We start from the raw sequence: 22,011 nt of genomic DNA, 5'->3' as shown, positions 1-22,011 counted from the left end.
TTATTTGAACGCATGGAACGTCGTGCGCGACAAGAACGACATGACTGTCAGGATCGGAATTACCAACCAGAAAGGTGGCGTCGCAAAGACGACGAACACGATCAACATCGCGGGTGCGCTCGCCGACCGTGGCCTCGACGTCCTCGCCGTCGATGCCGACCCACAGGGCTATCTCACCCACCGGCTCGGGTTTGAGAACCTCTACACGTCCGACCCGCCGACCTTCTACGATGCGTTTGCGAACCCCAACGACCACGATGTCAGCGACCTTGTCGTCGCCCACGGGGAGTTCGACCTCCTCCCGGGGAGCATCGATATGTTCGCCCTCGAGCAGGACCTCATCGCTAGCGGGATGCGCCCTCGCCAGCGACTCCAGATGCTGTTCGACGACGTCGATAATTGGGACGTAATCATCTTCGACGCACCGCCGTCGCTCGGCCCGATCAACGACAACGTCGTCCTTGCGACCGAGAACTTACTCGTCCCGGTCCGCGCCGACGAGTCGTCGAAGCTCGCCGTCCAGCACTTGTTGCGACAGCTCGACACGCTTGAGTCGAACTACGACACGCGCGTCGATATCTCGGGCATCGTCGTCTCCGACGTCCACTACCCACTCGACAACGAACAAAAGCGGATGCTGGAGTGGTACGAAGAGCGCTTCGAGGGCCGCGTCCCCGTGTGGGTTGTTCGACACCGTGCCGCAATCGAGCGGACGGTGAACTCTCACTGCTCGATTTTCGGAGCCGAGGCTGAAGGAACCGACATGACCGATGTGTACGCCGCAATCGCCGCGGAGGTAGACAATGAGTGACGACGAGATTGATAGCCGCTTGAACCGCCGGTTTGGTGGCGAGGATAATTCCCAGAACGACCAGCATGACACGAACGACACGAAGGCAGAGAACGCAGAGGATTCAGAGTGCGCAATGAACGCAGAGAAGCAAGTGCGCGTCACGAACCCATGGGATGCAGAGAGTGTCAAGAGCGCATGGAATGGCGTGACTGTCTATCTCCCGGACCCGATGAAAAAGCGCCTCGACAAGCAGTACCAGCGGCTCAACTACGAGTGCGACTTTGAGATACTGAAAGACCGGCACCTGAAGCCACTCGTCATCGAGTACGGACTCGACGCGGTCGCGGAGATGGAACCAGACGACGTCCAGAAGGCCATTGCCGACCTCGAACGGTGGTACTCAACTGAGGAACAAACGGTAAATAAGTAGCACCTGCTCGCTCCGTACCTGACTTGTGAATAATGAAACAGCCTCCCTCCGAGGATGTCACCTCTAACGGGAGTTGCTCGTCGGGGTTTGGTTTGAGACGGCCTTCATCTGCATCCACTTCGAGTTCAACGCCGTTCGGGGTTTCGTATTCCATGCCACCACTCTGGCATGTCGCATCTTAAATATCCGCCAGAATTAGCCAGAACCAGCATTATACAGTCGCCATATTGGTGAGCGAGTGCTGTTCGGTTTATCTGATTGCCGATACGCATTTCGTGGCGCAGTCGATTGTGAGATATATGTCGCCACAAACGACGCATAAACACGAAACGGAGGTTGTCTGGAAGCAAGACCCCTCAGGTCTCAAGTACCTCCGTGAGTTCCCGGTTAGAACGCGCAAGCGAGAGGGACTCCCAGAGAGTAAAACGAAGGGTTCGTTGTCTACGGCTATACCAACGTCTCACAGAGCGCGCCCAAGGGTCTAGATGGGTGTGTTCGAAAGCGACTGTTCGTTCCGTCGAAATCGAGTCCACCGAGGCTGGGCAATCAAGTACAGAAATGAGTCCCTGAGTAGCGGGTACCCCTGCCCTGCAGAATCCCAACTGTTCAGAAATTGGGCTCACCCATCAGGATAGGGCCGATCGCTAAGCCTCGGCGAGTGCGTACACCGTTCCATCAGCGTCTCCGACGTACACCGTCCCGTTAACTGGAACTGGGGAGCCCCAGATTGCCGGTGAACCAGTATCGTACTGCCAGCGAACTGACCCATCCTCTACGTTCAGTCCGTAAACAACACCGTCGAATGCACCGACATAGACCGTGTCGCGGACGACCGCAGGGTCATCTCTAGCGAACGGTGACTTAGTCTCAACCGACCACTGCTGGCTTCCGTCTTCTGTGGCGAACGCTCGTATTGTACCCGCATAATCGAGAACGAACGCGCTTCCATCTGCGACAGCTACACTCGAGCCTGTCTGCTGGGGAACATCGACCATCCACGAGCGGTCACCAGTGTCCCGACTAATCGCGTGCAATTTCCCATCGGTACTCGTTACGTAGACCAAGGCTTCATCTACGGCGGGTGCACCTTCGAAACTCGCTCGGTCGGCCGATGTGTACTGCCATCGTTGTTTCCCGGTATCTGTATTTAGCGCGCGGAGTGGAGATCCGATTCCACCGACGAACACAGTTTCCTCGGTTACTGCTGGTGCAGTACTCGTCCCACCTTCAAGCGGTTCCTGCCACTGGACCGAACCATCGTCCGAGTCTATCGCATAGAGGGCTGCGCCCTCTCCAATACTCCCTACGTAGAGACGGTTCTCGCTGACAGTTATTCCCCCCACGAAGCGTTGCGATGGCAGTGCGGTCCACTTGTGCTCCCCATCTTGTGTGGAGTACGCACGTACTCCACCATCCTGTGAACCTGCACAGACAAGGTCACCGACGACGGCCGGTGAAGAACGGACGTAAGTTCGCTGACTCGATAGCGCAGAAGACCACTTCGTGTCGCCGTCCTTTTCGTCCAACGCTCTGAGTTTCCCATCGTAACTCGCGACGAACACAGTTTCTCTCGCAACAGCAGGATTCGTTGCAACTCGCTGGCTCGTGTCAGCAGTCCATACAGTCTCAACTTCAGCTCTCGGCGCACTCCCCTCTGGCCGATAGGCGAGGTTTTCGGAACCGCCGCCGAGCTGGAGCCAGCCCCGCTGTCCAATAGCGCGTGGGATACTCTCTTGAGAGTCCGTCGCGGAACCTGTGGAAGATCCATTAATCGAATTACAACCGGCGAGACAGCCGAGGGCACCAGTCGCTGTACTTAAAAGAAAATTCCGCCTCGTTCGTTGGTCGACGCTGGTTTCGCTACTCATTGATTTACTTTTAGATATCAGACACCGTAATAGCCACGAACTTTCCAGTTGAAGTCCGAACTCGGAAGTTCTGTGTCGAAACCGAGCTTCCTGTCACCACGCAGTGCAATAGCAGCGTTCAGGTTCGTCGCCTTTTGCGCTCCGTCGAAGGCGCTGCCTTTGAATTTCGTCTTTACGTGACCTGCGTCGTCAACGTCAGCGTCAACTGTCGTGACGTACCCCTCATACACGTCTGACGAACCGCTAATTCCGACAGACGGGCCTTGATTGCCGCCACTGACCGAAACACCGAAGGAGACGTTTTTCCCGTGTTTTTTCTGCCTAACTGAAGGTTCGAATTTCAGTACGTCGAACTGGCTGAGTACGTCGATCTTGTTCGTCATCCAATCAATCCCGCCAGGAGAATACGACGTATCGAGAGGCGTTCCACCGGACCAGAGCCACATCATGTACGTCCAACGACCGTTAGATTCAGGCTCGTACGATCGGTACAGCATGACCAAGTTGTCTACCTTTGCATACTTAACACCGCTAACGTCGTCGGTAATGTGGTACGTTTCGTTCCATCCACCGATTTCGTCGCAACCGGTTAGATCAGGATTCTGATTCATCGGGCCGAGTCCACTGTCGCCAGTACCCGGCACGATACTGGAGGCATCAGTATTATGTTTGCCTGCTGTATTTTCCGCGATCTCCCGCATCTCCTCGGGACGTTTCATCTCCGACCCCGAGAGGTCCATAGTGAATCCACCTGTACCTTCTCGCGCAGCAACATCACCGTCTGCGGAAGCCGTCCCCATGATCGAGAGACTGACACCCGTCGTTGCAATGCTCTTCAACATTTGCCTTCGTCGTTGGTTAGGCATGCAACTCTTCATTGATAGTGTCAAAATATAATATTTTTCATTGAGCTAACTAGTTAATAATCTCTTTGACCGGCGTACACACGCCTGAGAATATTTGAGAGACCGCAGGCTTGTAGATCGAGACTACAAGCAGGTGCATCAGAATCTCACCGAGCTCAACAACATTGGCGTCGTCGCCCTCGAAACCGTGGAGAGAACGTTAGCCAAGATCCTCGGTGAAATCGCGTACACGACCGAGTTATCCTCGTCATGGGTCTCAACGTCGAAGCCCAGTTCGTACTCTTCGTGCTTGGTGACTCGGTCTACAGTCATCCATACGTCGAACAGAAGCGACGCATAGGGGACGTAAAACAGTCGCACTCCGCCGTGACCGCTCTTCGTGAACACGAAAAGTCCTTCGTCTTCTTGAAGCCGATTTCGATCAGCCACCGATTTGTGTAGCCGCGCTCGTGGTTCGCCTTCCGCTTCCGCACCGGGTTGCTGAACGACCTCTGAACCGAGCCACGGAGCAACTCAATGACGTTCTCGGCCTCTATGTCCGTCCGACTCGTCGAAAACGCCACTCGGTCGATCACCGGATCCTTGACGTCCACGACGCCGCTGATTCGTTCAGCGGCCTCCCGCTTCTTGTCGTCGCGGAAACTGACCGTTCGGATCTTCTCAGGGTCTTCGCCAACAAGGCATTCTATTCGATCTTTTGGAATTGCCTCCGAAATTATTATGCCATTATACGTTTATCACGGGTGTTTGTTAACTCACACGGGTTGAGAGAGGTGAAATCAGCTGATTCGGGGGTGAAAGACACTACTTATGATTACTCGGATAATCAGAAGTAGTTTGGCCGTTTCTGTGCGAACGAGTGTTTGCAAATCGACACAATAATTTAGGATTATCAAATTGGGTTAGGGAGTGACGAGAAGTCGGCGTTCCGTATAGCGGTATGTGGTTTGTGTACAGTTTCCCGTATTATCAACGTCTGGAGTCGTATCTTTGAGCGTCGAATCAAGGGTGAGATGCCCGAGAACGACGGTCCAGCGTCGCCACTGGGGGCACTGGTCAGGATACGATGACTTATCCTGAAATATACAAGTACTACTAGCTCTTTGTTGGTGAATAGACCAACACCCTTATCATGTTGGTATCCGTACCAACATGTGTAGATGGCACCCTCCGACGATGTTGAAGTCCTGTATCAAGACACCCGCGAGTTTGATAACAAAACCATCCACATTCGCATCCTCAGCGTTCCCGAATCGGAAAAGTTCCCAGAGGGTGTCAAATATGGACTTCACTACGGTCGGAAGGGAGGCGACGACCCTATCGTTCGCTACGATAACCACCACGGAGTACACGAACGACACGAGGGCGATACCGTCGAAGAAATTCCGTTCCCCGGGGTAGAAACACTACTCCGACGCTTCCGGGACGAAGTCGAAACTCATCGGTGACCGATTGGGTGCGATCTACAACAACCAACCATGCCCGAAAACACGCTCACTGTCCGTGTCGAATCGAACGACGAGTTCTTCGACCGCGCACTTGAAGCCGCAGCGAAAGCTGACGCTGGCGAGTTGACTGATGACCACTACGGTGTCTCACTCCCAGACGAGGCTGCACTTGCACGCGTCCTGAGTGAGAAGAACCTCGAACTCATCCGTACCACCGCCCGCGAAGAGCCACAAAGCCTCCGCGAACTCGCGCGTCTCGTCGGCCGCGATATCAAGAACGTCTCGAACGCCGTTAACGACCTCGCCGAACTCGGACTCATCGAGTTTGAGCAGGACGGCCGGTCGAAGCGGCCAGTCGTCTGGTACAGCGACATCCACGTTGAGTATGACCTCGGCGTTGGGACTGACGACAACGAAGTCGCTGCACAAGGGTGACGTACTCAGCTTGCACGCTGTCTTTCGTCTCCTTCCTCGTGGAGCGGCCTTGCTCCGAGTAAACGTGCAACTACGAAAGTATTCTAAGGATGGTTACCGGCGTGGGCCGGTGACCTCCAATGAGAACAGTCTGATGTTGTCCTTCACCCAATAAAAAATTATCGCGCTCCGCTACTCGCTGTCTTCGCAGATGAGTCCCTGAAGGCTCTGAAACATCTCAGGATAGTGTTCGCTGAGGACTTCAACATCGGCTTCCAGTCGCTTCGTAATTCGGCTTCTGACTTGCGACTCAACCTTGTACCGGTAGTTGTCCTTTACATCGGCCTCACCGCTCAAAATCTCGCGTTCTCTCTCGGTCATCAACGCTCGTCCTTCACTCATATTCCCAGCTACAATCTCTACACTGAAAAACTTACTCAATATGGTACATACTAAATATAGTAGGTATTAAGTGGGTGTGTCTATTACACTGAAGTGGAGGCAGTGAATGACCTCCAATGAGAACACATCCCGGATTGAGAAACTGAGAACAACGCTCGAACGCTGGAATCCGGCACTCGGGGCGATTTGGAACATCATCAAAATCGCCGGGGCGCTGGTCGCGTTCGGCGTCTGGCTTCTCAGGACGCTTGGGGCATAAGCCCCGAACTACCCCGAAAGGGGTTTCGCCGGGAGCAAGCCAACAGTCGGGCGAAAGCGGCTGTGAGAGATATGACCGAACCTGAACGAACCGGCCCCGTCGAACGGCGGATCGCTCGTGACGTCCTACGGTGGGCTAGCACGCCAATCGTGATCGCCTGGATCGTGTACGTCCTCGGCGGTGGCGAGCAGTGGCTCGTCGAGCGGACATCAGAAGCGACTGCAAGTACCGCTGGTGTCGTGCTGGCGGTGTTGGCGTTCGTTGCGGTCCTCGTGAGCGCACACGAAGTCTGGCAGTGGTACAACCGTCGTGACAGCGCCCGCGAGAACTGACCCCATATTTTACCGTCTCCCGTACCAGCCCGATCTCAGCGCCGAGAGCCTGGAAGGGTTTGATTTCAAATCTAATGTACCAGCAGAACAGTATAACGCAGTTTATGACCGACAAGGGTTATGTCAGTCATCGCTGCGAAGCCGAAGAAAAATTATCAATGCCACCGCTAGGAGAGCTACATCGGTAGCACCATCTCCTGTCGTTATGACTTCCGGCTTCCCGAATGGGGGTAGAAAGTCGATCTCCGTTTGATTACGAGCTTTTCTTCTATTCATGATCTTCACCTCCTACCACCTTTTTTCTCGCTAGATCGTTTAAGTCTTCCTAAATTTTACACTACCAAAACGTCCGAATTTCGTTCCTACAAGCTCTCTTGACCACTTGTGGTATTACTACTATAAAATATCAGATGATAACTGAAAGCCACTAATTCGCCCTCTATGAGTGTGACGACACGCCACGACTGTGTCCACACAACGTTCTACAGGGTCCGGGGTTATTGAATGTCAGAAACGGTACCGTTGTAAGGAAAAAACCCATTAAAAACGAAAGTCACCCGGCGGCCGTCACGGTCTCTCGGACTAGGCCGATTTCGGCGAGGACGAGGCACACGGCAGCGAGGGCCCGGACGGGAACGAGATCGACGCCGGTCCAGACGCCCGCACCGAAGAGCACGAGCGCAAGTGAGACGCCGACAAGCGCGACGAGCATCCATCCCGAGACGTGCCGGTTGTAGACGTGCTCAAGGACGAGATAGGCGACGAACCCGCCGAGGCCGCAAAAGAGCATCACGTAGTTGACGACGTCCAGGACGACAGCGTTAGTCATCGCTGTCCTCCTGTTGGGTTGCATTGCTGTTCGTGGTCGAGTCCGTCGAACCCGAGGCGTCGGCCCACCCGGAGATCGCGCCGGAAAGAGCGGCGGAGAGTTGGTCGGTCCGTCCGACGGCGATATCGACGCCCAAGAGAGCCGAGGTCACCGCCGCGAACGCCATCAGATGTGTCTGTGTGAGCTGTGCAGTTGGGAGAAGGACGTCGGCGAGGAGTGCTGCGGCGAACGCCGCCACGAACAACACGCCCCCCAACGCCCGGGCTTGTTTCAGTCGCATTCATGAGTCTTTGAGGGTTTTCGGTTGCCGCGACGGTCCCTCTCGTCGTCGCGGGTCCGGATTGTTGGAAAGGTGCTCGCCCTAGCGGGGGTCATCGCAGGAAAGGTTAAATTTCTGGACGAAAAGTCGGAAATATCGTTTTGAGCTTCGATCCACAATCCATCTTGCAGATACTGGGGGTGATTTTCAGCGGGCTTACTCCACTGATGTTCGCATTACCCCGCCTTCCGTACCTAAAATGCGTTGCGCGACCGGCAGAATTTGAAGACGGCTGGTTTTCTCTCCTTGTTAGAAGGCAGCTGAATCACGAGGACGACGGATTTGATGCTGTCGTAGAATTTGCTAGTAACCACCCTATCGGCGACGATTCATTCGTCGAGAGTATTTCCGACCATCCGGCTGTGGACTCTCAAAAACTCGAATCCGAAGGCGTAGCCTCTGTTATTGAAGAAATTCGGATACTGACTAAACCGAGGAATTTCAGCGAATGGATTTTACTGTGTTTTGACGAGGACAGTGACGGTCCACAAGGAGAACCAAAGAAAACCGAAAATCTTGGTTTCGTGAAATTTAATACCGACTCTCGTGGGAGCGATTGGCAATGGTTTGCGCCAGTTTCGGCGATTGAGCATACTGCTCAAGCTTTTATACAGAACCATGTTAGTAGATGGATGACATATGGTGCGATTGCACTGTTTCTTTCTGTTGCCTTCCAATTAGCTGCACTGGCACTCTAATTAAAGCCGTGCAGCGTGGCTGCTCAACTAAGACCTTCTACTCATCGACGACGCCGCGCCGGAGGAGGAATCCGCTGTTTCGATTCTTGCTTCGATTGCTGTCGCCCAACAGACTTGTGAGCATACGTCTGTTCAGCATGGTCAAATTGTTTGAACAGGAAGGCTGTTAACGTAACTGCAAACACCACAAGACCCACGCTTATCAGAACCCGTAGCAGGAAGACTACTACTCCAGGTACAGTGAGTGGTGGTAGGACTAGCGGATTTGTGTTCCACAATATATGAAATGTAGCCCCACCAAATACACCACCAACTACCGTACGGGATGCGTCCACCGCTGTCGGGGGCAATGAGTTCTTAGTTGTCGTACCGAACCACGAGCTCTTCCACCAGTCCCAGATATCCACAATATGTGGAAATCAGTAATCAAGTGACAATAGTTTGTCGACCTCTCTGACGGCGAATTGCTGTACAAGAAGAGACTATCAGAACTCACGCACAATGTGCCGACTCGGGTCCCAGCCCGAGGGCACAAACGACTTTAAATTTCGTTTCTTTCACGCCTGTTGGTGCTGCGACAGCCGCTTACTGCAGACTAAGAAACAGAACTACCGATAGAGAACTCAAAGCTCTTCGACTGTGTCCCACCCGTCTGGATGGGCTTTGATACCGCTGATATTCGATGTGAGCGTCGCGACGACGGTGTCGCGGTCTGCTTGGCTCATGTTGTCAGGGACTCGGAGTTTCAACAATCCCGTACCGCTAACGACTCGCTCGACCGTATCCCAGTCCGGGATCGACCCGTCTAAGTAGACTGACAGCGCGTTGTGGTCTCTCGCCTCGCGGGGCAACGACGACAACCCGTCGGGGAGGAGTTTGATTTCCATCATCAGTAGTCACTCTCCGTTTCGAACGCTAATCGAATGTTTTCGATTTTCAGTTCTAAGTCGGGGTTCCCTAACGATTCGGCGTAGACCAGTGTACTACGTGTGACTGGAATCCCATTCGCAACAAACTCTTCTGAGAGGTCCGCACGATGGACTTTTATCTTCGTCTCATTTTGGATACTGTCTACAACAAATTCGACAGTAATCGTCTCACGAGCGGCGCTTACGTCCGTCTCGTCAAAGACAGAGATGTCTTTTGTTGCTCCGTTAATGATCAACGACCCGTTCGTGAGATCAAAGACGACACCGGATGTCGGGTCTGCTGAGTTGGTCAATCCGACATAATACTGGTTTGCGTCAGCGGGCGCTGTGCTCGTATTCTGGTACATGAACGAGATTTCGCCCTTTATTACGGCGTTTGTCCGACCGTAGACGGTGTCCCAAGACGAGACATAGGCTTTGTCACCCGCAGTCTGCCCCCCGGAGACAAGCATCCCGCGGTTACCCTGTGGCGACACGCCAGCGTTCCCAGAGGATGTTGCCTCTAAGTCTTCGGGAAGCGTGATGGGCGCCGCTAAGAAGTGGTTGAATCCCTGAACACCCGAATTTTTCAGAACGTCCTTCCGGTTCGCTGTGGGTTGTAGCATTAGTTATCACCCTCCGTCGTCGGAGCGCTGTTCGCCTCGCTGTCGATCGTCATTGTCTCCATCTTAGTTACCTCCTGTGTAGAGCGGCGCTTCGCCGTCGAACCACACCCATCGACCTTCATCCTCGACGAACGCGGTCGCGGGATACGAGTCGAGTGTCGATTCGTCAGGGAGGTCACCTTTCGTGGCGAACTTTCCGAGCTGTACCACGCCGTTGACGGTGGTCGACGGGAGTGACACACCGATCGCTTCGTCAACGAGGTTCCACTGGTTTCCATCACCGAGATAGATTCGCTGGTCGTCCACGAGTCCACCTTGTGAAACCTCCGCGACACGCCCCTCCGTTGGCGCGTGTTGCTGCAGTTCGTTCGTGTTCGATACAATCTCGACGTCGTCGGCCATTGTCCGCACTATTGTCGAGAGCGGGATATCGCCGTTGCTCAGCGGTGCAATGGACGTTTGATTTTCACTCATCGTTAGACTCCGGTCATGCTCGCCACGCCGTCGGAGTGCCGGTGCGGGTCATCGCCTGGGGTTCGATAAACACTAAAGCGCACTCTCGAAAATCCTGGTCGCCTTGGGTAGGCACCCCGGCGTGCGTTCTTTCTCTCTTGCACGCCGCCTTCAGATTTCGCGTGTAACGGCCGATAATCGTGTCTTAAGCCGCGAGACGACTTCTTCGACGCGGTCACGGCTCCCGAGTTGTGTCTTAATTTGGCCGTTTTCGTCAGTGATCGACCACGGCTCCATTGCCGGCCCGGGAACGCCGGGAATCGAGAGCTGGTCAACGAGGTCCCAACCCGCATCGAAGCGGTCAATAGTGATGGTTGCTGTCTTCAGCGGCGTTGAAGTCTGCTGGACAATCGTGAGCGCCGCTTGATCAGCCGACCGCCCCGTGGTAACTCCCGGAATCGTCTCAACGACAGTCTTTGTTTCGTCGCCGTCGAAGCTCGGGAGTTCGTACGTCCCGCGTGTCCTCGCTTGGTAATCGACGACCAACGTGTCACCGTTGTCGATATCGCCACCAGCACGGACGGTTACAGTCCCTTCGAGCGGGTCGAACTCGTAGTCACTCCCACGCTCATACCGCGTGCCATCGGTTGCCCGAACAATCTCACCGGTCGATTGCAGGTGGTCGTCTGGAAGTGAGACTGCGACACCAACATCTGCAGTGATTTCTTCACCACGTACAGGCTGACTGGTACCATAGACGACGGCTTTCTCGGTGATTTGTCCTGCATCGGTCTCGACAGAGTAATCGACGACAGTTGGGTCACCTGATGCCTCGCGTTGGCCGGGTTGTGTCCACTCAACCGAGAGCGTTCCGTGCTGGTCGGTCGTCACACACCAGATGAAGTCTCCGCGTTCGGCGACTTCGTTGAAGACGTCGATCATCCTGCCTTCGTCGAATACACGATTGACGATGAGCGGTGTATCGTCGAGGTCCGCAAACAAGTCGAAGAGATCGACTTCGGTTCCCGCATCGTACGCGAGGTCGCCACTTCCTGAATCGAACGACGAGAGGGTGAAGCGACCACGAAGCCGTGGCGAGCCACTGTCGAACGCCCCATCAACAACGGTTCCATTCGATGCCTCGACCCAATTCTGGCCTTGGTCGTTCGAGACGGCGAGCGCTTGATTCCGTGCTGTCGAGTTGACGCTCGCCTCAAGCCGGCCACCGACAACCTGCTTGACCGTTGTGACGTCGTTCGTCTCAACGTCGATACTTGGTGGTTTTCGATGCGGTGTCGAAAGTGGCCGCCCGTCGTTGAACGACTCGTTCGCAACCGTCGTATACGACTCGTCGAAAAGAGCAACACTCCCGAATGACAGCGACCCATCCCCGGACGACCCGTCGTTGAAATAGACTGAAAGTGTGTGCGAACCAGGAGAGACAGACCCGACGACTTCGTCATCGATCCACCAGACCTCCCCGAGCGGCGTCGGGGGCGTATCGGGGTTAACAGTCTGGATAACAGTTCCATCGAGTGCGATATCGAAGCCAGAGTGCGTCTCATCCGGGATGAAGACTCGGACGGCTACGACGGCGTTCGAGAGCTCGTATTCAACGTCGAAGTCATAGTAGAACTGGTTACCAATCGAGTCGATTCGAATTGCTTCCCCACTCCCGAAGATACCCGACTCGATGACCGCATGGTTACTCGACGACCCAAGGAGCCTATCGAAGTCCGGGGCTGACCGAAAGTACGCAACATCGTGGGTCCGGAGCGTCCCAGATGAGATGTCGAGCGGGCTTGTATCCTCGAACGGTGCACCCATGAGAGCAGATATTATATCCTGGTCGGTATCAGCCGACAGCATCGGCGTGTCGGTCGTGATATCCGCATCAGGTGCATCGACGTTGGCCTGAAGACCAGTCGTGTCGATGAGCCCCTCGATGAAGTTGTGTGCCTCCTGCTCGGTGACGCTCTCTTCGACGCGGTCGAGGAGTTCGCGCCCACCTCGTGCGGTAAGGATAGTCGCCTCGGGCGTCTGCCGAGGCTTCGTCATCTCTTCGATGGGTTGGCGGATGCCATCCTTCCAGACACGGCATGGCGCGAGTTCGAGTTGCTTTGCGTCCCATTTTCCATCTCGTGGGACGGGAATCTCGACTCGTGGAAGTCCATTAAGCGTCGGAAGACGGCGCGGTTGAACTGACCCCTGTTCGATGATTCGCGGTCGGAGAGTCGCCCCGCTTGGGTGGTCAATTTCGACGTACCAGCCCCGTTGTGGAACGCGGTCGGGAAATGCCGTTGCCGTGGTTGCTGTCTCCACTGTTGTCGAAGCGGTGACATGCTCGGTGACTGCAGAAATACGATAGCGGTACTCCGTTCCCGGCCGCGGAGTCTCGTCAGTGAAGATCGCCAGACCGGCAGATTCCGTCGAGAGGTACTGGTAGTTGGAGAACTGCCCGAGACGCTTTTCAGCCCGTTCGATGGTGTAGTTGTCTTCGTTGTCGGCGTTGTCGCTGATATCGATATCGACGCTCGTCTTCGAAACTGACACGACCGACGCTCCTGGCGTCGGCAAGAGCGTGACTGGTGAAATTTCAGTCCACGACCCCGTCCCATCGTCTGTCTCGTGCCTAAGTCTGATGTCGTATTCCTCGCCGTCCAGTAAGTGTGTAATTGTGAGTTGTGTCGTCTTGTGACTGACCGTCCCGTCGTCAGTAAATTGGTCACCCGAGTTCGTGACGCGGTGTTGGACGCGGTACTCTCCAACGTTTGCGGTATCATCCCAAAGTGCTGTGAGAGCGTCCTCGACCGAGGCGTCTGCGTTGAGTCCTGTGATAACCGCGAACTCCGTCGTTTCGCTCGCACTTACTGGAGTCGATTCGCGGCCGTCACCGAACGCGACAACTTCAATGAGGTAGTCAGTGCCGTCAAGAAGATCAGTCGCGGTGTAGTTTGTCGTATCGGGAGGGAGGTCCTCACCGACTTGCGTCCACGTCGAGCCGTCATCGGTCGAGACACGGACACGAAAGCCGTCTGCATTGGACGCGTTGTTTGTCCAGGTGTTGGCGAGTTCTCGTGTTCCCGGCGTGGTGTTGAGATCTGATGGCGCGGGGACGACAGTCGCTTCGTCAACCTCGACCGATGGGCGTGACCGGAGTCCAGAATCGTCGGTCGCAGTCAGTCGATAGTGGTACCGCGTTGATTCCGTCCGCCCCGTATCAGTAAACGTCGTTGTCGTCCCGCTCAGAGCCGTCGTATAGTCCGCCAGTGTTGTTCCCGATGACGTCGCCCGATAGAGGTCATATGTTGGCGTGCCGTCCGATGTGACAGACTCATACGTGATGTCTATCTGGTCGGTGCTTTGGGCTGTTGCCGACGGGTTCCCTGGTGGGAGCGGTGGCAGTTCAACATGGTCCACCCATACCGTTGTCGTCGCCGCCGAGTTGTTACCGGCGTACCCGTAGAGTTCGAGTTTGCCAATTTCGTCGCTGATGTTGATATCAGAGACAACGAGTGATCCATCCCAGTAAATGTCTGTATTGCCGTTGTCGCGCTGTTCGGCCCGGAATTTGTACATCTCTCCTTCGACAAACGATGGAGCAAGCGTGTGCTTGTTCCCGCCGACAGACAGGATGACAGGTTGGCCCTCTTCTAGTTCGACAGCGTTATTCGAAAATCGGATCTCTGCCATCCCTGGGTTTTGCGACCCAGCAGAATTGGGGTTCGCACCACAGTAGAACGCAATACTTGACCGTGGTGTTGGGATAGTCCGTGAGTCGGTTGTGGTTGCTTGGCCCTCGTGGACCAGTTTTCCCGCATAACTTCCGACGACGGCATGTGAAGCGTCTCTCGTAACCGACGACCAGTCAGTGACGTCCTCGAAGTCCTCAAAGACGACCATCTATTTCCGCACCACCTTGCGGTCAACGAGGTCGAGCGACTCGTTAGCTGACTGGGCGCTCGTCGAGGCAACCGGCTCGAGTAAGTCCTGCAACCCGACTGGCGTTGCGTCCGTCTCGTTCATCGGATTTTCGAACAGTACGGCAGTCGAACCTCTGGTGAGTCGCATGTCTTGGGCGTGCTGACCCCCGGTCGGATCTTCGAACAAGAGTTGCGCCTCGACAGCCACTGGACCGAGATGGACCAGATCAACGTCTACGAGCACCCAGTCCGAGGTACCGAGCGACACGTTCGACCACGTCTGGTTCACGTCGTCCCACGTCTCCGCTGTGAGAGTTTGAGTGCGGTCATCCATCGTCAATCTGACGAGACCGTTTTCGACGACGATCCTGCCGACAAACTCGTGGGCGGTCGCAAAGACGCGTTGCCACTGTACGTTGTCGTTAGCGTCGAGTTTCGAAACCCCTCGGTCGTCCCACACCCGGCAGTCGGTTTTCCCCGTTTCTGTGTACGGCAAGCCATAGATGAGCGTGCTCGTCGCCGTCGGGGCCGCGGCAGTGTTGTATATATCTACGGCGCCGAACTGCGTCGTCCGTGTCGTGGTTGGCGTGGCCACCGTCGTCATCCCGTCGTCGGAGAGCCATCGCGTGAGTGAGGTGTCAGCCGCTGACGGGATGGCAATTTCAGACGTAAGGTTGTTGCCGTGGTCGTTGTTCGCGTCTGAGACCTCCATCGTGACGGCCTTGAGATGTGTCCGCCGAGTCCCTGCCTCAGAGAGGGTCGCGTTGACGCGATGTACTTGCCCGCTTACTTGTGCGTCGAGTGGCCGCGATGACCCACGTTTGGGAACGTAGTAGCCATCGAACGCAGTCTGTCCGTCCACGCCGTAGAATGGAATTGCACTATATTCGTCGGAGTTGAGTAGTTCTGAAAACGATGCAGCGAGACGGCCTGCTCTCTCGCCAGCGAGGAAGAACTCAAAGGGAATCTCGCCTGGCTCAAGAGAAACCGACTTTGAGACGGACGTCCCTTGTGACAGAGTTGCCAGAGCCGCCGTGTTGCGTTGTGAATCGCGACCCAGCGACAGCGTCACGCTGTCTCTCGTCGTGAGTGTGTACAAACGCCGTCTCATAGGTATGGGACCTGTTCGTCGATGTCGAGTGCGCGGTCGAACGACCCGACCACGTTGCACGTTATCGTAATCTCGACCGCTGACGCGTCCTCAGCGCTCTCAGTCACTCGTGGTCCTTCAGGGATGTGGACTGCACGAGGCGAGCCAAAGAGCCCTGGCTGGCCATCGAGTGTGTACGTACCGTCGTGATAGTGTCCAATGTGGAGCGTAGCGCTATTGATCGAGTCTGTTGTTGCCTCAGAAACGAACCGCGAGAACACATCCGCTTGCGTACGAGCATCGGCGCCAGTCGCGTCAGTCGCAGTCAGATTGGTTTCGTCACCAGTGTCGCCCATCTGGAGGTAGCCGTGTTCACCGAACGGCGTCTCCGACAGTGACGCGGTGATCTCGTACGAGCGCGTTCCCCCGCCAGCGTCAATGACGAAGCCCTGGCGATTTCTTGTTGAGTCACCGAGGACACTCTCATCGGAATCGCCTTCGAGGACGTCAATGAGTCGCGCACCGAGTTCGCCCGTTGGCCCAATGAGATATTGGCGGACGATATCGCCGACGACGTTATAGTCTTTTGACAGATGGAATATTCCAGTGCATTGCTGGCCGTCAAGGTTCGCTTCGACCTCAAGGACGGCACCCGTGAGTCTTGTGACCATGGTGAGTATGAAAAATCGGCGCACTTACCCGGCGCTCAAGGGTGATTCGAAATCAGTTCAGGTTTTAGAAAATTTGGGCTTAGGCGCGGTCCATCCGGCGGCGGAACTCGTCTAAATCGTAGGTGTGGTCGCCTTTCGGGAGGACCGCAACGACCGTCATCGAATCGCCGCTAATCTCGTAGATGACGCGGTAGCCGCTATTCCCAACTCGCTCTCGGTAGAAGTTGTATCCCCCCGACCCCGAGAGATACGTCAGTCGCTGTTGGGGGACGCGGCCCCAACCAATTTTCTCCTTCCAGTCTGCGATTTTGCGGAAAATCCGCCCTGCGTGGTCGGGGTTGTGGGTTTGAATATCAGTGAGGTCGTCTCGCGCACTTGGGAGAAATCGCAGTTTTGACGGCGCGCGCGGCACGCTTAGTCGAGTTCGATACCGAGGTCCGACGCGACCTCGTCGAGCGTGAGGTGCGACTCATCGTCTTCCAACTCGTTGAGGCGTTCCGCGATTGCGGCACGCTCGTCAGGAAGCATGTCGTCTTCGTTCGGTGGGTGGGCTGAGTCGCCGTCTGTAGCCATCTCTATCCTAGGGATGAAGGCACAGAGTTAAAGTTTTACCCTAAATCGCCACGATATCGCCCCGGAACTGGACTGGATTGGCTACGAAGCCGCCCGTAGAAGGTGCCGTTCGTCTCTATGCAGTGGCCCAAAGGGCCACTGCATGCTCAACAAGTTGAGAATGTCCTCGGCCAGTTGGCGTCATCGGTGTGGCAGTAGTCAGTCAGCGGGCTGTTCGCGGGTGTTGGGGCGAAGGCCGGACATCCGCTCCCACTTCGCGTGGCAAACACGACACAACGTGACAAGATTATCCATTGCGTTGCGCTTCCCGGGGTCGTCGAACTGGCGGGCAGGGACGATGTGGTGTACGTCGAGTTTGCGTTCGTGCTTTTTGATGTGTTCTGGTTGGGTGACTCCGCAATCCTGACAGCGGAATTGGTCGCGGCGAGTAGCTGTCTGGATTCATTTTTTTGGTGTGGTTGCAGGGCTACGCTTATTGAGCGTCAGGCGAAAGTATCAGAAAATGGTAGAAGTGGACTGGGTCCGGACTGGGAAGGCGGTGGTCCGGGTACTTGTTGGATTTTCAGTAGCGGTCGTGGTCCTGGGCGTGTTGTTTGCGTACTTTCAGAGTCTGGCCGGGGTGGTGTTGTTCGCCGTCGCCCTTGCAGTAGCGTACTATCTGTTCAAGCGGTACATCGCAGGGACGCACGTGAGCGTGAATATCAAGAAGTAACCGGCCCGCAACCAGAATCACAACCCGGAGATCTTTCGTTTGATGTCGCTGATGGCTTTGTCGATCTGATTCTGGCTCTTCCGTTCCATTTCGCGCCGAAGACGTTGGAAATCGACGTCTTTGATGACGACGTCGCCCTGGTTGACTGTGATGTTGACAGTGGATGATCCGTCACCACCATCGCCGCCGGTGGCCTCGTATACAGCCTGTTCGGTTCGGTACTGGTCCAGTTTTTTTCGGTACTGTTTCCTTTTAGACGAACCAGGAAGATTCGCTCCGATGAATCCGCCGAGACCAAACAGACTACCAACTGCGTGGCCGACGCCAGGGACCTCTTCCCCAAACTCGTTCGCTGTTTCTGGAATGAAGCCGAGGTCGTATTCCCATTCGGGCTTTTTCGGGGGGTTTGTTCGACCACCTCCGACGGTAGACACTGCGATAGGGTCGACGTCCTCGACTTCGAGTGGGCCGACCTCCTCGACGCTGAGTGGCGACGGATCATCAACACCAAGCGTTGGTTCCTCAACGTCGAGTGTCGGTGCTTCCACGTTGAGGTCGCCGAGGTCTTTGATACTAACTTTCCAGTCGGGCTTGTCTACGCCGACCTGCCACGATGGACGGGTGACCGACAGCGGGACCCAGTTTGGTTTCTGAATCTGGACATTCTGACCGCCAGTCGGGAAGAGGTCCGACACGACGTTGCCGAGAACGTTCCCGAGTGCAGGACCGAGCATGTCGGAGAGTATACTCGGGAGCGACCCAGCGGCCTCACCGGCCGCCCCGCCGCCCGCTTCGACGAGGACGTCACTGACAGCACCACCGAGGAGGTCATCACCCTGTCCAACGTCGCCGGCAATATCATCTGCTGTCTCCCAGACTTTGTTGAGTAAATCGACTTGCTTCGTCTGCAATTGCCGACTGAGAGCCGCCTCTTTCGACCGGCGCTCGCCGTGGCGTTCGAGACCGTCGATAACGGCCGAGAGCGTGACGTCGCCGCCGATCCCACTACTGGAACCGCCATCAACGCGGGCGGTTGTTGACCCGCCCGGGCGGACGGCAACCTCGGGGTCACCAACGGCCTCTTGGATGACATCTCTGGTGTGCCGCAGGCTGTCCCGGTCAACATCTACCCGCAGGGCTGCACCAGCCGTGAACTCGCTCTCAGACATTCAACACACTTCCCGTTGCATTACTCACGATCTGCATCAGTTCGAGGTCTCGAATCGAGTACTCACGTACTTGCTCGGGTGGATGACCGTGCATCATCGCCAACCCGACAAGATAGTCGGTAGTCAGTCGCTTGTCGGCGTCTGGGACCGCGTCGCCTTGGGCGTAGGCTCGGAGGCGGTCCGCTCTGTGTTTCCCACTGTCGAGAGACTATCTACCCGGCTGTATGCCCACCTGATATATGCGACGGGAAGTTTCCCAACCGCCTCGACGCGGTCGCCGTAGGACGCCGATGCGTCGTGGTAGGGTGCGTCTTCAGTTCCTTGGGCGACCATGTGTATGCGTTGGACTGCGTGGTGTGTGACGGTCATCTCAGCCGAGACCTGAGCCATGTCTCCGGCGGTTAGACCCGCAAGTTCGATGCTATCGACTGCATGGTTCCAGGATTCGATACCACCCTCACTCGGAGAGTAGTGAGCTTCATCACGTGCCCATCGAGCGCCACGCTGTTGAGATTCAAGTTGAGTTATCCGCTGTTTGACCTTCTTGATGGCATCTGCCTTGTCTTCGTCGGCGTCGGTGAGGTCTTGTTTCGTCGCTTTGAGCTCGGCAATTTCGTTGTCGATACGGTCGATCTCGTCGGAGAGGTCGTAGCGTTGTGTTCGGAGTGGCATGGTTAGGATACCGTAACGTTGCTTACATTATACGTCACGGGGTCGGTGAGGTCGGTGTCGGGTGCAACGAGGTCTTGCCAATTGTACGACTGCGGCTTTAGGCCGGTCAGGTTGTACGAGGTCGTCGTTCCCGAGCCATTGGTCGTCGAGACGGTTCCATTGACTGCAGTGAGACGGTCGGCTGGCGTAGTTGCACCTGTGTCTCCGAACGCGCGCTCAACTGCTCCGGGGCCGGAGTAGATGCCTGTGGTCGAAAGCGTCGGCGTCACATCCCCGATAACAGCATCGACAGGGTGGCGGCTTGTCCCACGGTGGAATCGAGCACTCGGTGACAGCGATAGCGTCGCGTTCTGGAGCTTATCGATGGAGACGCCGTCAATCTGGACGTCGAAACCGTGGAATGCGACGATTTCGCTGTCTGTCGGTTTCTGAATGTTCGACGGTGTGATTGATGACGACAGCTTCTCGTCACCGTAAATCATCGTCAGGTCAAGCGTCACGGCCCCTCCCTGTTGGTAGGTGATTTGGGCGTCTGTGACGATGCACATTGCGAGCTCCCGCTCAGAGGTTGCAATCGCTTGGTCAGTTAGATAATCAACACCCAGATACCATCGTGAGGAGGGCATTCGGCCAGGTTCGAAGCCGTCGTTTGCATCGTTGTTGAAGACCAACTGGTGCCAGTTGTTCGTCGAAAGTTCTCCTGAGATGTTGAGCGCACCCTGGAAATTCTGTGCCAAAGAGGCAACTGAAACGACCGAGTCCGGGTCACGGATACGTCGTAGTTCGTTTGAGAGCGATGCTTCACCGATAGTCGGATTCTTGAACGGGAGGTTGAACGTCGCCGTCTCCATGTCCGGGTCGGCCCCAAACGACGGCTCGGGCGTGAACGCGACGGTCGAACTGCCAGCGCCGGCGCTCATCGCTTACCTCCGCTGTGTATGGGTAGCATGGTTGTTAGCTGAAGTCGTCGTATCCGCGGAAGCGGATGTCAAACGAGTACTGGTAGAAATCGCGGTAGATCTTCGAGTCGTTGCGCTCGTTCTCGATGAAGAGCGTGTGGTAGGTCGCCGGCGTCGACGTCGGTGGGAACGAGCGGTGGGCGAGGATGGCGAGCCTGACGTTTCGGACGAGGGCCTCGAACGCGTCGCCGTCCGCGATATGGCCGCGCTGGCCTTCGTGGAGTGCTTCGATGCGGCAAGAGAGTATCGCGTCTTGCTTGTGTTCGTACTCGGTCCCGACGGCGGTGGGGTCCGTCCGAACCGAGCCGACGCCGACGAGGTTCGAACGTGCGAGGTCCTGCTTCCGGGACCGAATCCCGCCGTCGAGCTTGTTCGAGTCGTCCCGATTGACACGCTCCAGGTCGTCGGGAAGACCGCCCGCGAAGTCGGCCTGAATCCAGCCGAGGACGTCTTCGACGAGCGTCATCGCTGGATCTCCTGACGGAGGTCCTCGAGCCCGTTTCGGATTGCCCGGGATTCGGGAATACCGCCGGTCTCACTTCCCCAGTTGACGGAGTCGGTTTGAATCCACATGTCCTTCGCCTCCCAGTAGAAGTGCAGATCACCGGTGATCGTGTGGGGTTCGACACCCAGTTCGAAGAGTGCGGTCAGCCCTGGCCACTCGATGCGGAGCTGGACCGACTGCTGGGAGCGCTTGACGACGGGGTCCTCAGCGGCGTCCCAGATGAAGGAGATATCGTAGTCGTTCGCGGCAGCGTACGCCTTGAAGTTCTTCTCGACGGCGTCTTTTAGAAGCGGCCCATAGTCGTCGCGAAGCGTCGAGGCGACGTTTGAGAGGAGCGCTTGCTCTGCGAGCGCCTCGAATTCGTTTTCGAGTTCTAATCCCATCGTCAGAGTGTTGAAAAGCCGGTGTAGTTGGCAACCGTTTCTTCCCACTCCTCTTTGAGCGCGGCTCGTTTCGACCCGCGACTCGTCAGTTGGCCGTCGTCGGGGACGCCCGTTGTGGCATCATCGTCGAGGGTGAGACGCATCGCCGCCTTCGCCGCGACCGCCTCAACGACGTCTTCGGGGACGCTTTCGACGAGGCCGTCGTCCGTCATCGACACGGTGTCGTCGAGTGGACCATAGCGATATGTTAGCCGGCAGAAGCGCGTGTTTGGGTTGTCCCAGGGCTTGCGGACGAAGCGTCGGCGATAGATTCGCAAGCGCTTGCGGCGGTAGTCCAGCGTCCACGTGTCGCCCTCCTCGCTGGTGACGTCGTCCCACGAGTTTCGGCCGTCGCGCACTTCGAGAGCGTCGCCTTCGGCGGGGTCTATGGGGAGCGGTTGTTCGTCGAGGAGAACCGTCGCCGGCGACCACGAGACGGCGTCTTGGACGTCGAAGACGGGCCACGTGCGCGGTTCGCTGGGGTCGCCGACTCGAACAGGATGGAACGCTTTGCCAGTCTCGGTGACCCACGTTTTGGTGACCGCAACCGCTCGGCGTTTTGCCCGGTCGCGCTCCCATTGCGGTGCTGTAGACGGGTCTGTGTCACTCGCGGCCGTAAGGACAGCGTCGGCGCTCGCATAGCGGACATCGTCGGTCGCAGACGACATGA

Annotated in this window: 29 protein-coding genes; 9 read left to right on the top strand and 20 right to left on the bottom strand. The window is 56.3% G+C overall.

Annotated elements, in window-relative coordinates; all coding sequences use genetic code 11:
* Positions 1-40 precede the first annotated feature (40 nt).
* Entirely contained in the window at positions 41-811 is a 771-nt protein-coding gene (locus tag C440_RS05685; RefSeq protein ID WP_049915406.1) for a ParA family protein, read from the top strand.
* Positions 804-1,223 (top strand): hypothetical protein, encoded by a 420-nt coding sequence (locus C440_RS05680; RefSeq protein ID WP_008319142.1) that lies wholly within the window; start codon positions 804-806, stop codon positions 1,221-1,223. Before C440_RS05685 ends, C440_RS05680 begins: the two co-directional genes overlap by 8 nt.
* Before the next feature lie 644 nt (positions 1,224-1,867).
* Here the strand turns inward: C440_RS05680 and C440_RS05675 are convergent.
* Both C440_RS05675 and C440_RS05670 read right to left on the bottom strand, forming a co-directional pair.
* On the bottom strand, positions 1,868-3,091 hold the full coding sequence (locus C440_RS05675; RefSeq protein WP_241432000.1) for an outer membrane protein assembly factor BamB family protein: 1,224 nt from the start codon (positions 3,089-3,091) through the stop codon (positions 1,868-1,870).
* A gap of 17 nt (positions 3,092-3,108) precedes the next feature.
* Positions 3,109-3,933: a hypothetical protein gene (locus C440_RS05670; protein ID WP_008319140.1), complete on the bottom strand. Its 825-nt coding sequence runs from the start codon at positions 3,931-3,933 to the stop codon at positions 3,109-3,111.
* Positions 3,934-4,090: 157 nt separating this feature from the next.
* Between C440_RS05670 and C440_RS18255 the strand changes: the two genes are divergently transcribed.
* From C440_RS18255 to C440_RS05655, 3 genes are all read left to right on the top strand, one after another.
* Positions 4,091-4,297: a hypothetical protein gene (locus tag C440_RS18255; RefSeq protein WP_449404591.1), complete on the top strand. Its 207-nt coding sequence runs from the start codon at positions 4,091-4,093 to the stop codon at positions 4,295-4,297.
* Between the two features lie 820 nt (positions 4,298-5,117).
* Positions 5,118-5,405 carry a toxin-antitoxin system TumE family protein gene (locus C440_RS05660; RefSeq protein ID WP_008319138.1) on the top strand — a complete coding sequence of 96 codons (288 nt, stop codon included), beginning with the start codon at positions 5,118-5,120 and terminating at the stop codon, positions 5,403-5,405.
* A gap of 30 nt (positions 5,406-5,435) precedes the next feature.
* Complete coding sequence (locus tag C440_RS05655) at positions 5,436-5,840, top strand: HVO_A0114 family putative DNA-binding protein (protein ID WP_008319136.1); 405 nt, start codon at positions 5,436-5,438, stop codon at positions 5,838-5,840.
* Positions 5,841-6,011: 171 nt separating this feature from the next.
* On the opposite strand, the gene C440_RS05650 is transcribed toward C440_RS05655, so the two are convergent.
* Entirely contained in the window at positions 6,012-6,221 is a 210-nt protein-coding gene (locus C440_RS05650) for a hypothetical protein (protein WP_152417834.1), read from the bottom strand.
* A gap of 106 nt (positions 6,222-6,327) precedes the next feature.
* On the opposite strand from C440_RS05650, the gene C440_RS17485 reads away from it, so the two are divergent.
* Entirely contained in the window at positions 6,328-6,480 is a 153-nt protein-coding gene (locus C440_RS17485) for a hypothetical protein (protein WP_161605915.1), read from the top strand.
* Between the two features lie 149 nt (positions 6,481-6,629).
* Entirely contained in the window at positions 6,630-6,812 is a 183-nt protein-coding gene (locus tag C440_RS05645; protein WP_161605914.1) for a hypothetical protein, read from the top strand.
* A gap of 553 nt (positions 6,813-7,365) precedes the next feature.
* On the opposite strand, the gene C440_RS05640 is transcribed toward C440_RS05645, so the two are convergent.
* Positions 7,366-7,641 (bottom strand): hypothetical protein, encoded by a 276-nt coding sequence (locus C440_RS05640; RefSeq protein WP_008319130.1) that lies wholly within the window; start codon positions 7,639-7,641, stop codon positions 7,366-7,368.
* Positions 7,634-7,921 (bottom strand): hypothetical protein, encoded by a 288-nt coding sequence (locus tag C440_RS17665; protein ID WP_008319128.1) that lies wholly within the window; start codon positions 7,919-7,921, stop codon positions 7,634-7,636. Before C440_RS17665 ends, C440_RS05640 begins: the two co-directional genes overlap by 8 nt.
* A 140-nt stretch (positions 7,922-8,061) precedes the next feature.
* Here C440_RS17665 and C440_RS17285 point away from each other — a divergent pair, with 140 nt between their 5' ends.
* Positions 8,062-8,658, top strand: coding sequence for a hypothetical protein (locus C440_RS17285; RefSeq protein WP_008319126.1), 597 nt, complete (start codon positions 8,062-8,064; stop codon positions 8,656-8,658).
* A gap of 623 nt (positions 8,659-9,281) precedes the next feature.
* On the opposite strand, the gene C440_RS05630 is transcribed toward C440_RS17285, so the two are convergent.
* The 9 genes from C440_RS05630 to C440_RS18225 form a co-directional block, all read right to left on the bottom strand.
* Positions 9,282-9,548, bottom strand: coding sequence for a hypothetical protein (locus C440_RS05630; RefSeq protein WP_008319124.1), 267 nt, complete (start codon positions 9,546-9,548; stop codon positions 9,282-9,284).
* Entirely contained in the window at positions 9,548-10,192 is a 645-nt protein-coding gene (locus C440_RS05625; protein ID WP_008319122.1) for a hypothetical protein, read from the bottom strand. The genes C440_RS05630 and C440_RS05625 overlap by 1 nt, the downstream gene beginning before the upstream one ends.
* A 63-nt stretch (positions 10,193-10,255) precedes the next feature.
* Positions 10,256-10,666: a hypothetical protein gene (locus C440_RS05620; RefSeq protein ID WP_152417833.1), complete on the bottom strand. Its 411-nt coding sequence runs from the start codon at positions 10,664-10,666 to the stop codon at positions 10,256-10,258.
* A 150-nt stretch (positions 10,667-10,816) separates the two neighbouring features.
* Positions 10,817-14,338, bottom strand: a complete 3,522-nt coding sequence (locus C440_RS05615) for a fibronectin type III domain-containing protein (RefSeq protein ID WP_008319118.1) — start codon at positions 14,336-14,338, stop codon at positions 10,817-10,819.
* 210 nt (positions 14,339-14,548) lie between these two features.
* Positions 14,549-15,430 (bottom strand): hypothetical protein, encoded by an 882-nt coding sequence (locus C440_RS05610; protein WP_241431999.1) that lies wholly within the window; start codon positions 15,428-15,430, stop codon positions 14,549-14,551.
* A 245-nt stretch (positions 15,431-15,675) separates the two neighbouring features.
* Positions 15,676-16,329, bottom strand: coding sequence for a hypothetical protein (locus C440_RS05605; protein WP_049915395.1), 654 nt, complete (start codon positions 16,327-16,329; stop codon positions 15,676-15,678).
* 79 nt (positions 16,330-16,408) lie between these two features.
* Complete coding sequence (locus C440_RS05600; protein WP_008319111.1) at positions 16,409-16,741, bottom strand: type II toxin-antitoxin system RelE family toxin; 333 nt, start codon at positions 16,739-16,741, stop codon at positions 16,409-16,411.
* Between the two features lie 2 nt (positions 16,742-16,743).
* The gene (locus C440_RS17480) at positions 16,744-16,902 is read right to left on the bottom strand and encodes a hypothetical protein (protein WP_161605913.1); all 159 of its coding nucleotides are present in this window, start codon (positions 16,900-16,902) and stop codon (positions 16,744-16,746) included.
* Between the two features lie 198 nt (positions 16,903-17,100).
* Positions 17,101-17,343 carry an HNH endonuclease gene (locus C440_RS18225; RefSeq protein WP_083893991.1) on the bottom strand — a complete coding sequence of 81 codons (243 nt, stop codon included), beginning with the start codon at positions 17,341-17,343 and terminating at the stop codon, positions 17,101-17,103.
* Between the two features lie 61 nt (positions 17,344-17,404).
* Here C440_RS18225 and C440_RS05595 point away from each other — a divergent pair, with 61 nt between their 5' ends.
* Positions 17,405-17,614, top strand: a complete 210-nt coding sequence (locus C440_RS05595) for a hypothetical protein (protein WP_008319110.1) — start codon at positions 17,405-17,407, stop codon at positions 17,612-17,614.
* Between the two features lie 17 nt (positions 17,615-17,631).
* Here the strand turns inward: C440_RS05595 and C440_RS05590 are convergent, their stop codons facing one another.
* From C440_RS05590 to C440_RS05565, 6 genes are all read right to left on the bottom strand, one after another.
* Positions 17,632-18,783, bottom strand: a complete 1,152-nt coding sequence (locus C440_RS05590; protein ID WP_008319107.1) for a hypothetical protein — start codon at positions 18,781-18,783, stop codon at positions 17,632-17,634.
* A 123-nt stretch (positions 18,784-18,906) separates the two neighbouring features.
* Positions 18,907-19,455: a hypothetical protein gene (locus tag C440_RS05585; RefSeq protein WP_008319105.1), complete on the bottom strand. Its 549-nt coding sequence runs from the start codon at positions 19,453-19,455 to the stop codon at positions 18,907-18,909.
* Between the two features lie 2 nt (positions 19,456-19,457).
* Entirely contained in the window at positions 19,458-20,375 is a 918-nt protein-coding gene (locus C440_RS05580; RefSeq protein ID WP_008319103.1) for a phage tail tube protein, read from the bottom strand.
* A gap of 34 nt (positions 20,376-20,409) precedes the next feature.
* On the bottom strand, positions 20,410-20,880 hold the full coding sequence (locus C440_RS05575; RefSeq protein WP_008319101.1) for a hypothetical protein: 471 nt from the start codon (positions 20,878-20,880) through the stop codon (positions 20,410-20,412).
* On the bottom strand, positions 20,877-21,302 hold the full coding sequence (locus C440_RS05570; protein ID WP_008319100.1) for a hypothetical protein: 426 nt from the start codon (positions 21,300-21,302) through the stop codon (positions 20,877-20,879). Before C440_RS05570 ends, C440_RS05575 begins: the two co-directional genes overlap by 4 nt.
* Positions 21,303-21,304: 2 nt before the next feature.
* Positions 21,305-22,009, bottom strand: a complete 705-nt coding sequence (locus C440_RS05565) for a hypothetical protein (protein WP_008319099.1) — start codon at positions 22,007-22,009, stop codon at positions 21,305-21,307.
* Positions 22,010-22,011 lie beyond the last annotated feature (2 nt).

The organism is Haloferax mucosum ATCC BAA-1512 (assembly GCF_000337815.1).
GTDB lineage: Archaea > Halobacteriota > Halobacteria > Halobacteriales > Haloferacaceae > Haloferax > Haloferax mucosum.
Note: the sequence above shows the minus strand (reverse complement) of the source record. Positions and strands in the feature narration are given on the sequence as shown.

Excerpts from the sequence above, each read along its gene's own strand:
- C440_RS05625 (WP_008319122.1), bottom strand. The coding sequence starts at position 10,192 with ATGCTACAACCCACAGCGAACCGGAAGGACGTTCTGAAAAATTCGGGT.
- C440_RS05615 (WP_008319118.1), bottom strand. The coding sequence starts at position 14,338 with ATGGCAGAGATCCGATTTTCGAATAACGCTGTCGAACTAGAAGAGGGC.
- C440_RS05570 (WP_008319100.1), bottom strand. The coding sequence starts at position 21,302 with ATGGGATTAGAACTCGAAAACGAATTCGAGGCGCTCGCAGAGCAAGCG.
- C440_RS05620 (WP_152417833.1), bottom strand. The coding sequence starts at position 10,666 with ATGAGTGAAAATCAAACGTCCATTGCACCGCTGAGCAACGGCGATATC.
- C440_RS17665 (WP_008319128.1), bottom strand. The coding sequence starts at position 7,921 with ATGCGACTGAAACAAGCCCGGGCGTTGGGGGGCGTGTTGTTCGTGGCG.
- C440_RS05670 (WP_008319140.1), bottom strand. The coding sequence starts at position 3,933 with ATGTTGAAGAGCATTGCAACGACGGGTGTCAGTCTCTCGATCATGGGG.
- C440_RS17480 (WP_161605913.1), bottom strand. The coding sequence starts at position 16,902 with ATGGCTACAGACGGCGACTCAGCCCACCCACCGAACGAAGACGACATG.
- C440_RS05575 (WP_008319101.1), bottom strand. The coding sequence starts at position 20,880 with ATGACGCTCGTCGAAGACGTCCTCGGCTGGATTCAGGCCGACTTCGCG.
- C440_RS05595 (WP_008319110.1), top strand. The coding sequence starts at position 17,405 with ATGGTAGAAGTGGACTGGGTCCGGACTGGGAAGGCGGTGGTCCGGGTA.
- C440_RS05590 (WP_008319107.1), bottom strand. The coding sequence starts at position 18,783 with ATGTCTGAGAGCGAGTTCACGGCTGGTGCAGCCCTGCGGGTAGATGTT.
- C440_RS17485 (WP_161605915.1), top strand. The coding sequence starts at position 6,328 with ATGACCTCCAATGAGAACACATCCCGGATTGAGAAACTGAGAACAACG.
- C440_RS05565 (WP_008319099.1), bottom strand. The coding sequence starts at position 22,009 with ATGTCGTCTGCGACCGACGATGTCCGCTATGCGAGCGCCGACGCTGTC.
- C440_RS05650 (WP_152417834.1), bottom strand. The coding sequence starts at position 6,221 with ATGAGTGAAGGACGAGCGTTGATGACCGAGAGAGAACGCGAGATTTTG.
- C440_RS05585 (WP_008319105.1), bottom strand. The coding sequence starts at position 19,455 with ATGCCACTCCGAACACAACGCTACGACCTCTCCGACGAGATCGACCGT.
- C440_RS05605 (WP_049915395.1), bottom strand. The coding sequence starts at position 16,329 with ATGGTCACAAGACTCACGGGTGCCGTCCTTGAGGTCGAAGCGAACCTT.
- C440_RS05580 (WP_008319103.1), bottom strand. The coding sequence starts at position 20,375 with ATGAGCGCCGGCGCTGGCAGTTCGACCGTCGCGTTCACGCCCGAGCCG.
- C440_RS05630 (WP_008319124.1), bottom strand. The coding sequence starts at position 9,548 with ATGATGGAAATCAAACTCCTCCCCGACGGGTTGTCGTCGTTGCCCCGC.
- C440_RS05660 (WP_008319138.1), top strand. The coding sequence starts at position 5,118 with ATGGCACCCTCCGACGATGTTGAAGTCCTGTATCAAGACACCCGCGAG.
- C440_RS05655 (WP_008319136.1), top strand. The coding sequence starts at position 5,436 with ATGCCCGAAAACACGCTCACTGTCCGTGTCGAATCGAACGACGAGTTC.
- C440_RS05680 (WP_008319142.1), top strand. The coding sequence starts at position 804 with ATGAGTGACGACGAGATTGATAGCCGCTTGAACCGCCGGTTTGGTGGC.
- C440_RS05675 (WP_241432000.1), bottom strand. The coding sequence starts at position 3,091 with ATGAGTAGCGAAACCAGCGTCGACCAACGAACGAGGCGGAATTTTCTT.
- C440_RS05685 (WP_049915406.1), top strand. The coding sequence starts at position 41 with ATGACTGTCAGGATCGGAATTACCAACCAGAAAGGTGGCGTCGCAAAG.
- C440_RS05640 (WP_008319130.1), bottom strand. The coding sequence starts at position 7,641 with ATGACTAACGCTGTCGTCCTGGACGTCGTCAACTACGTGATGCTCTTT.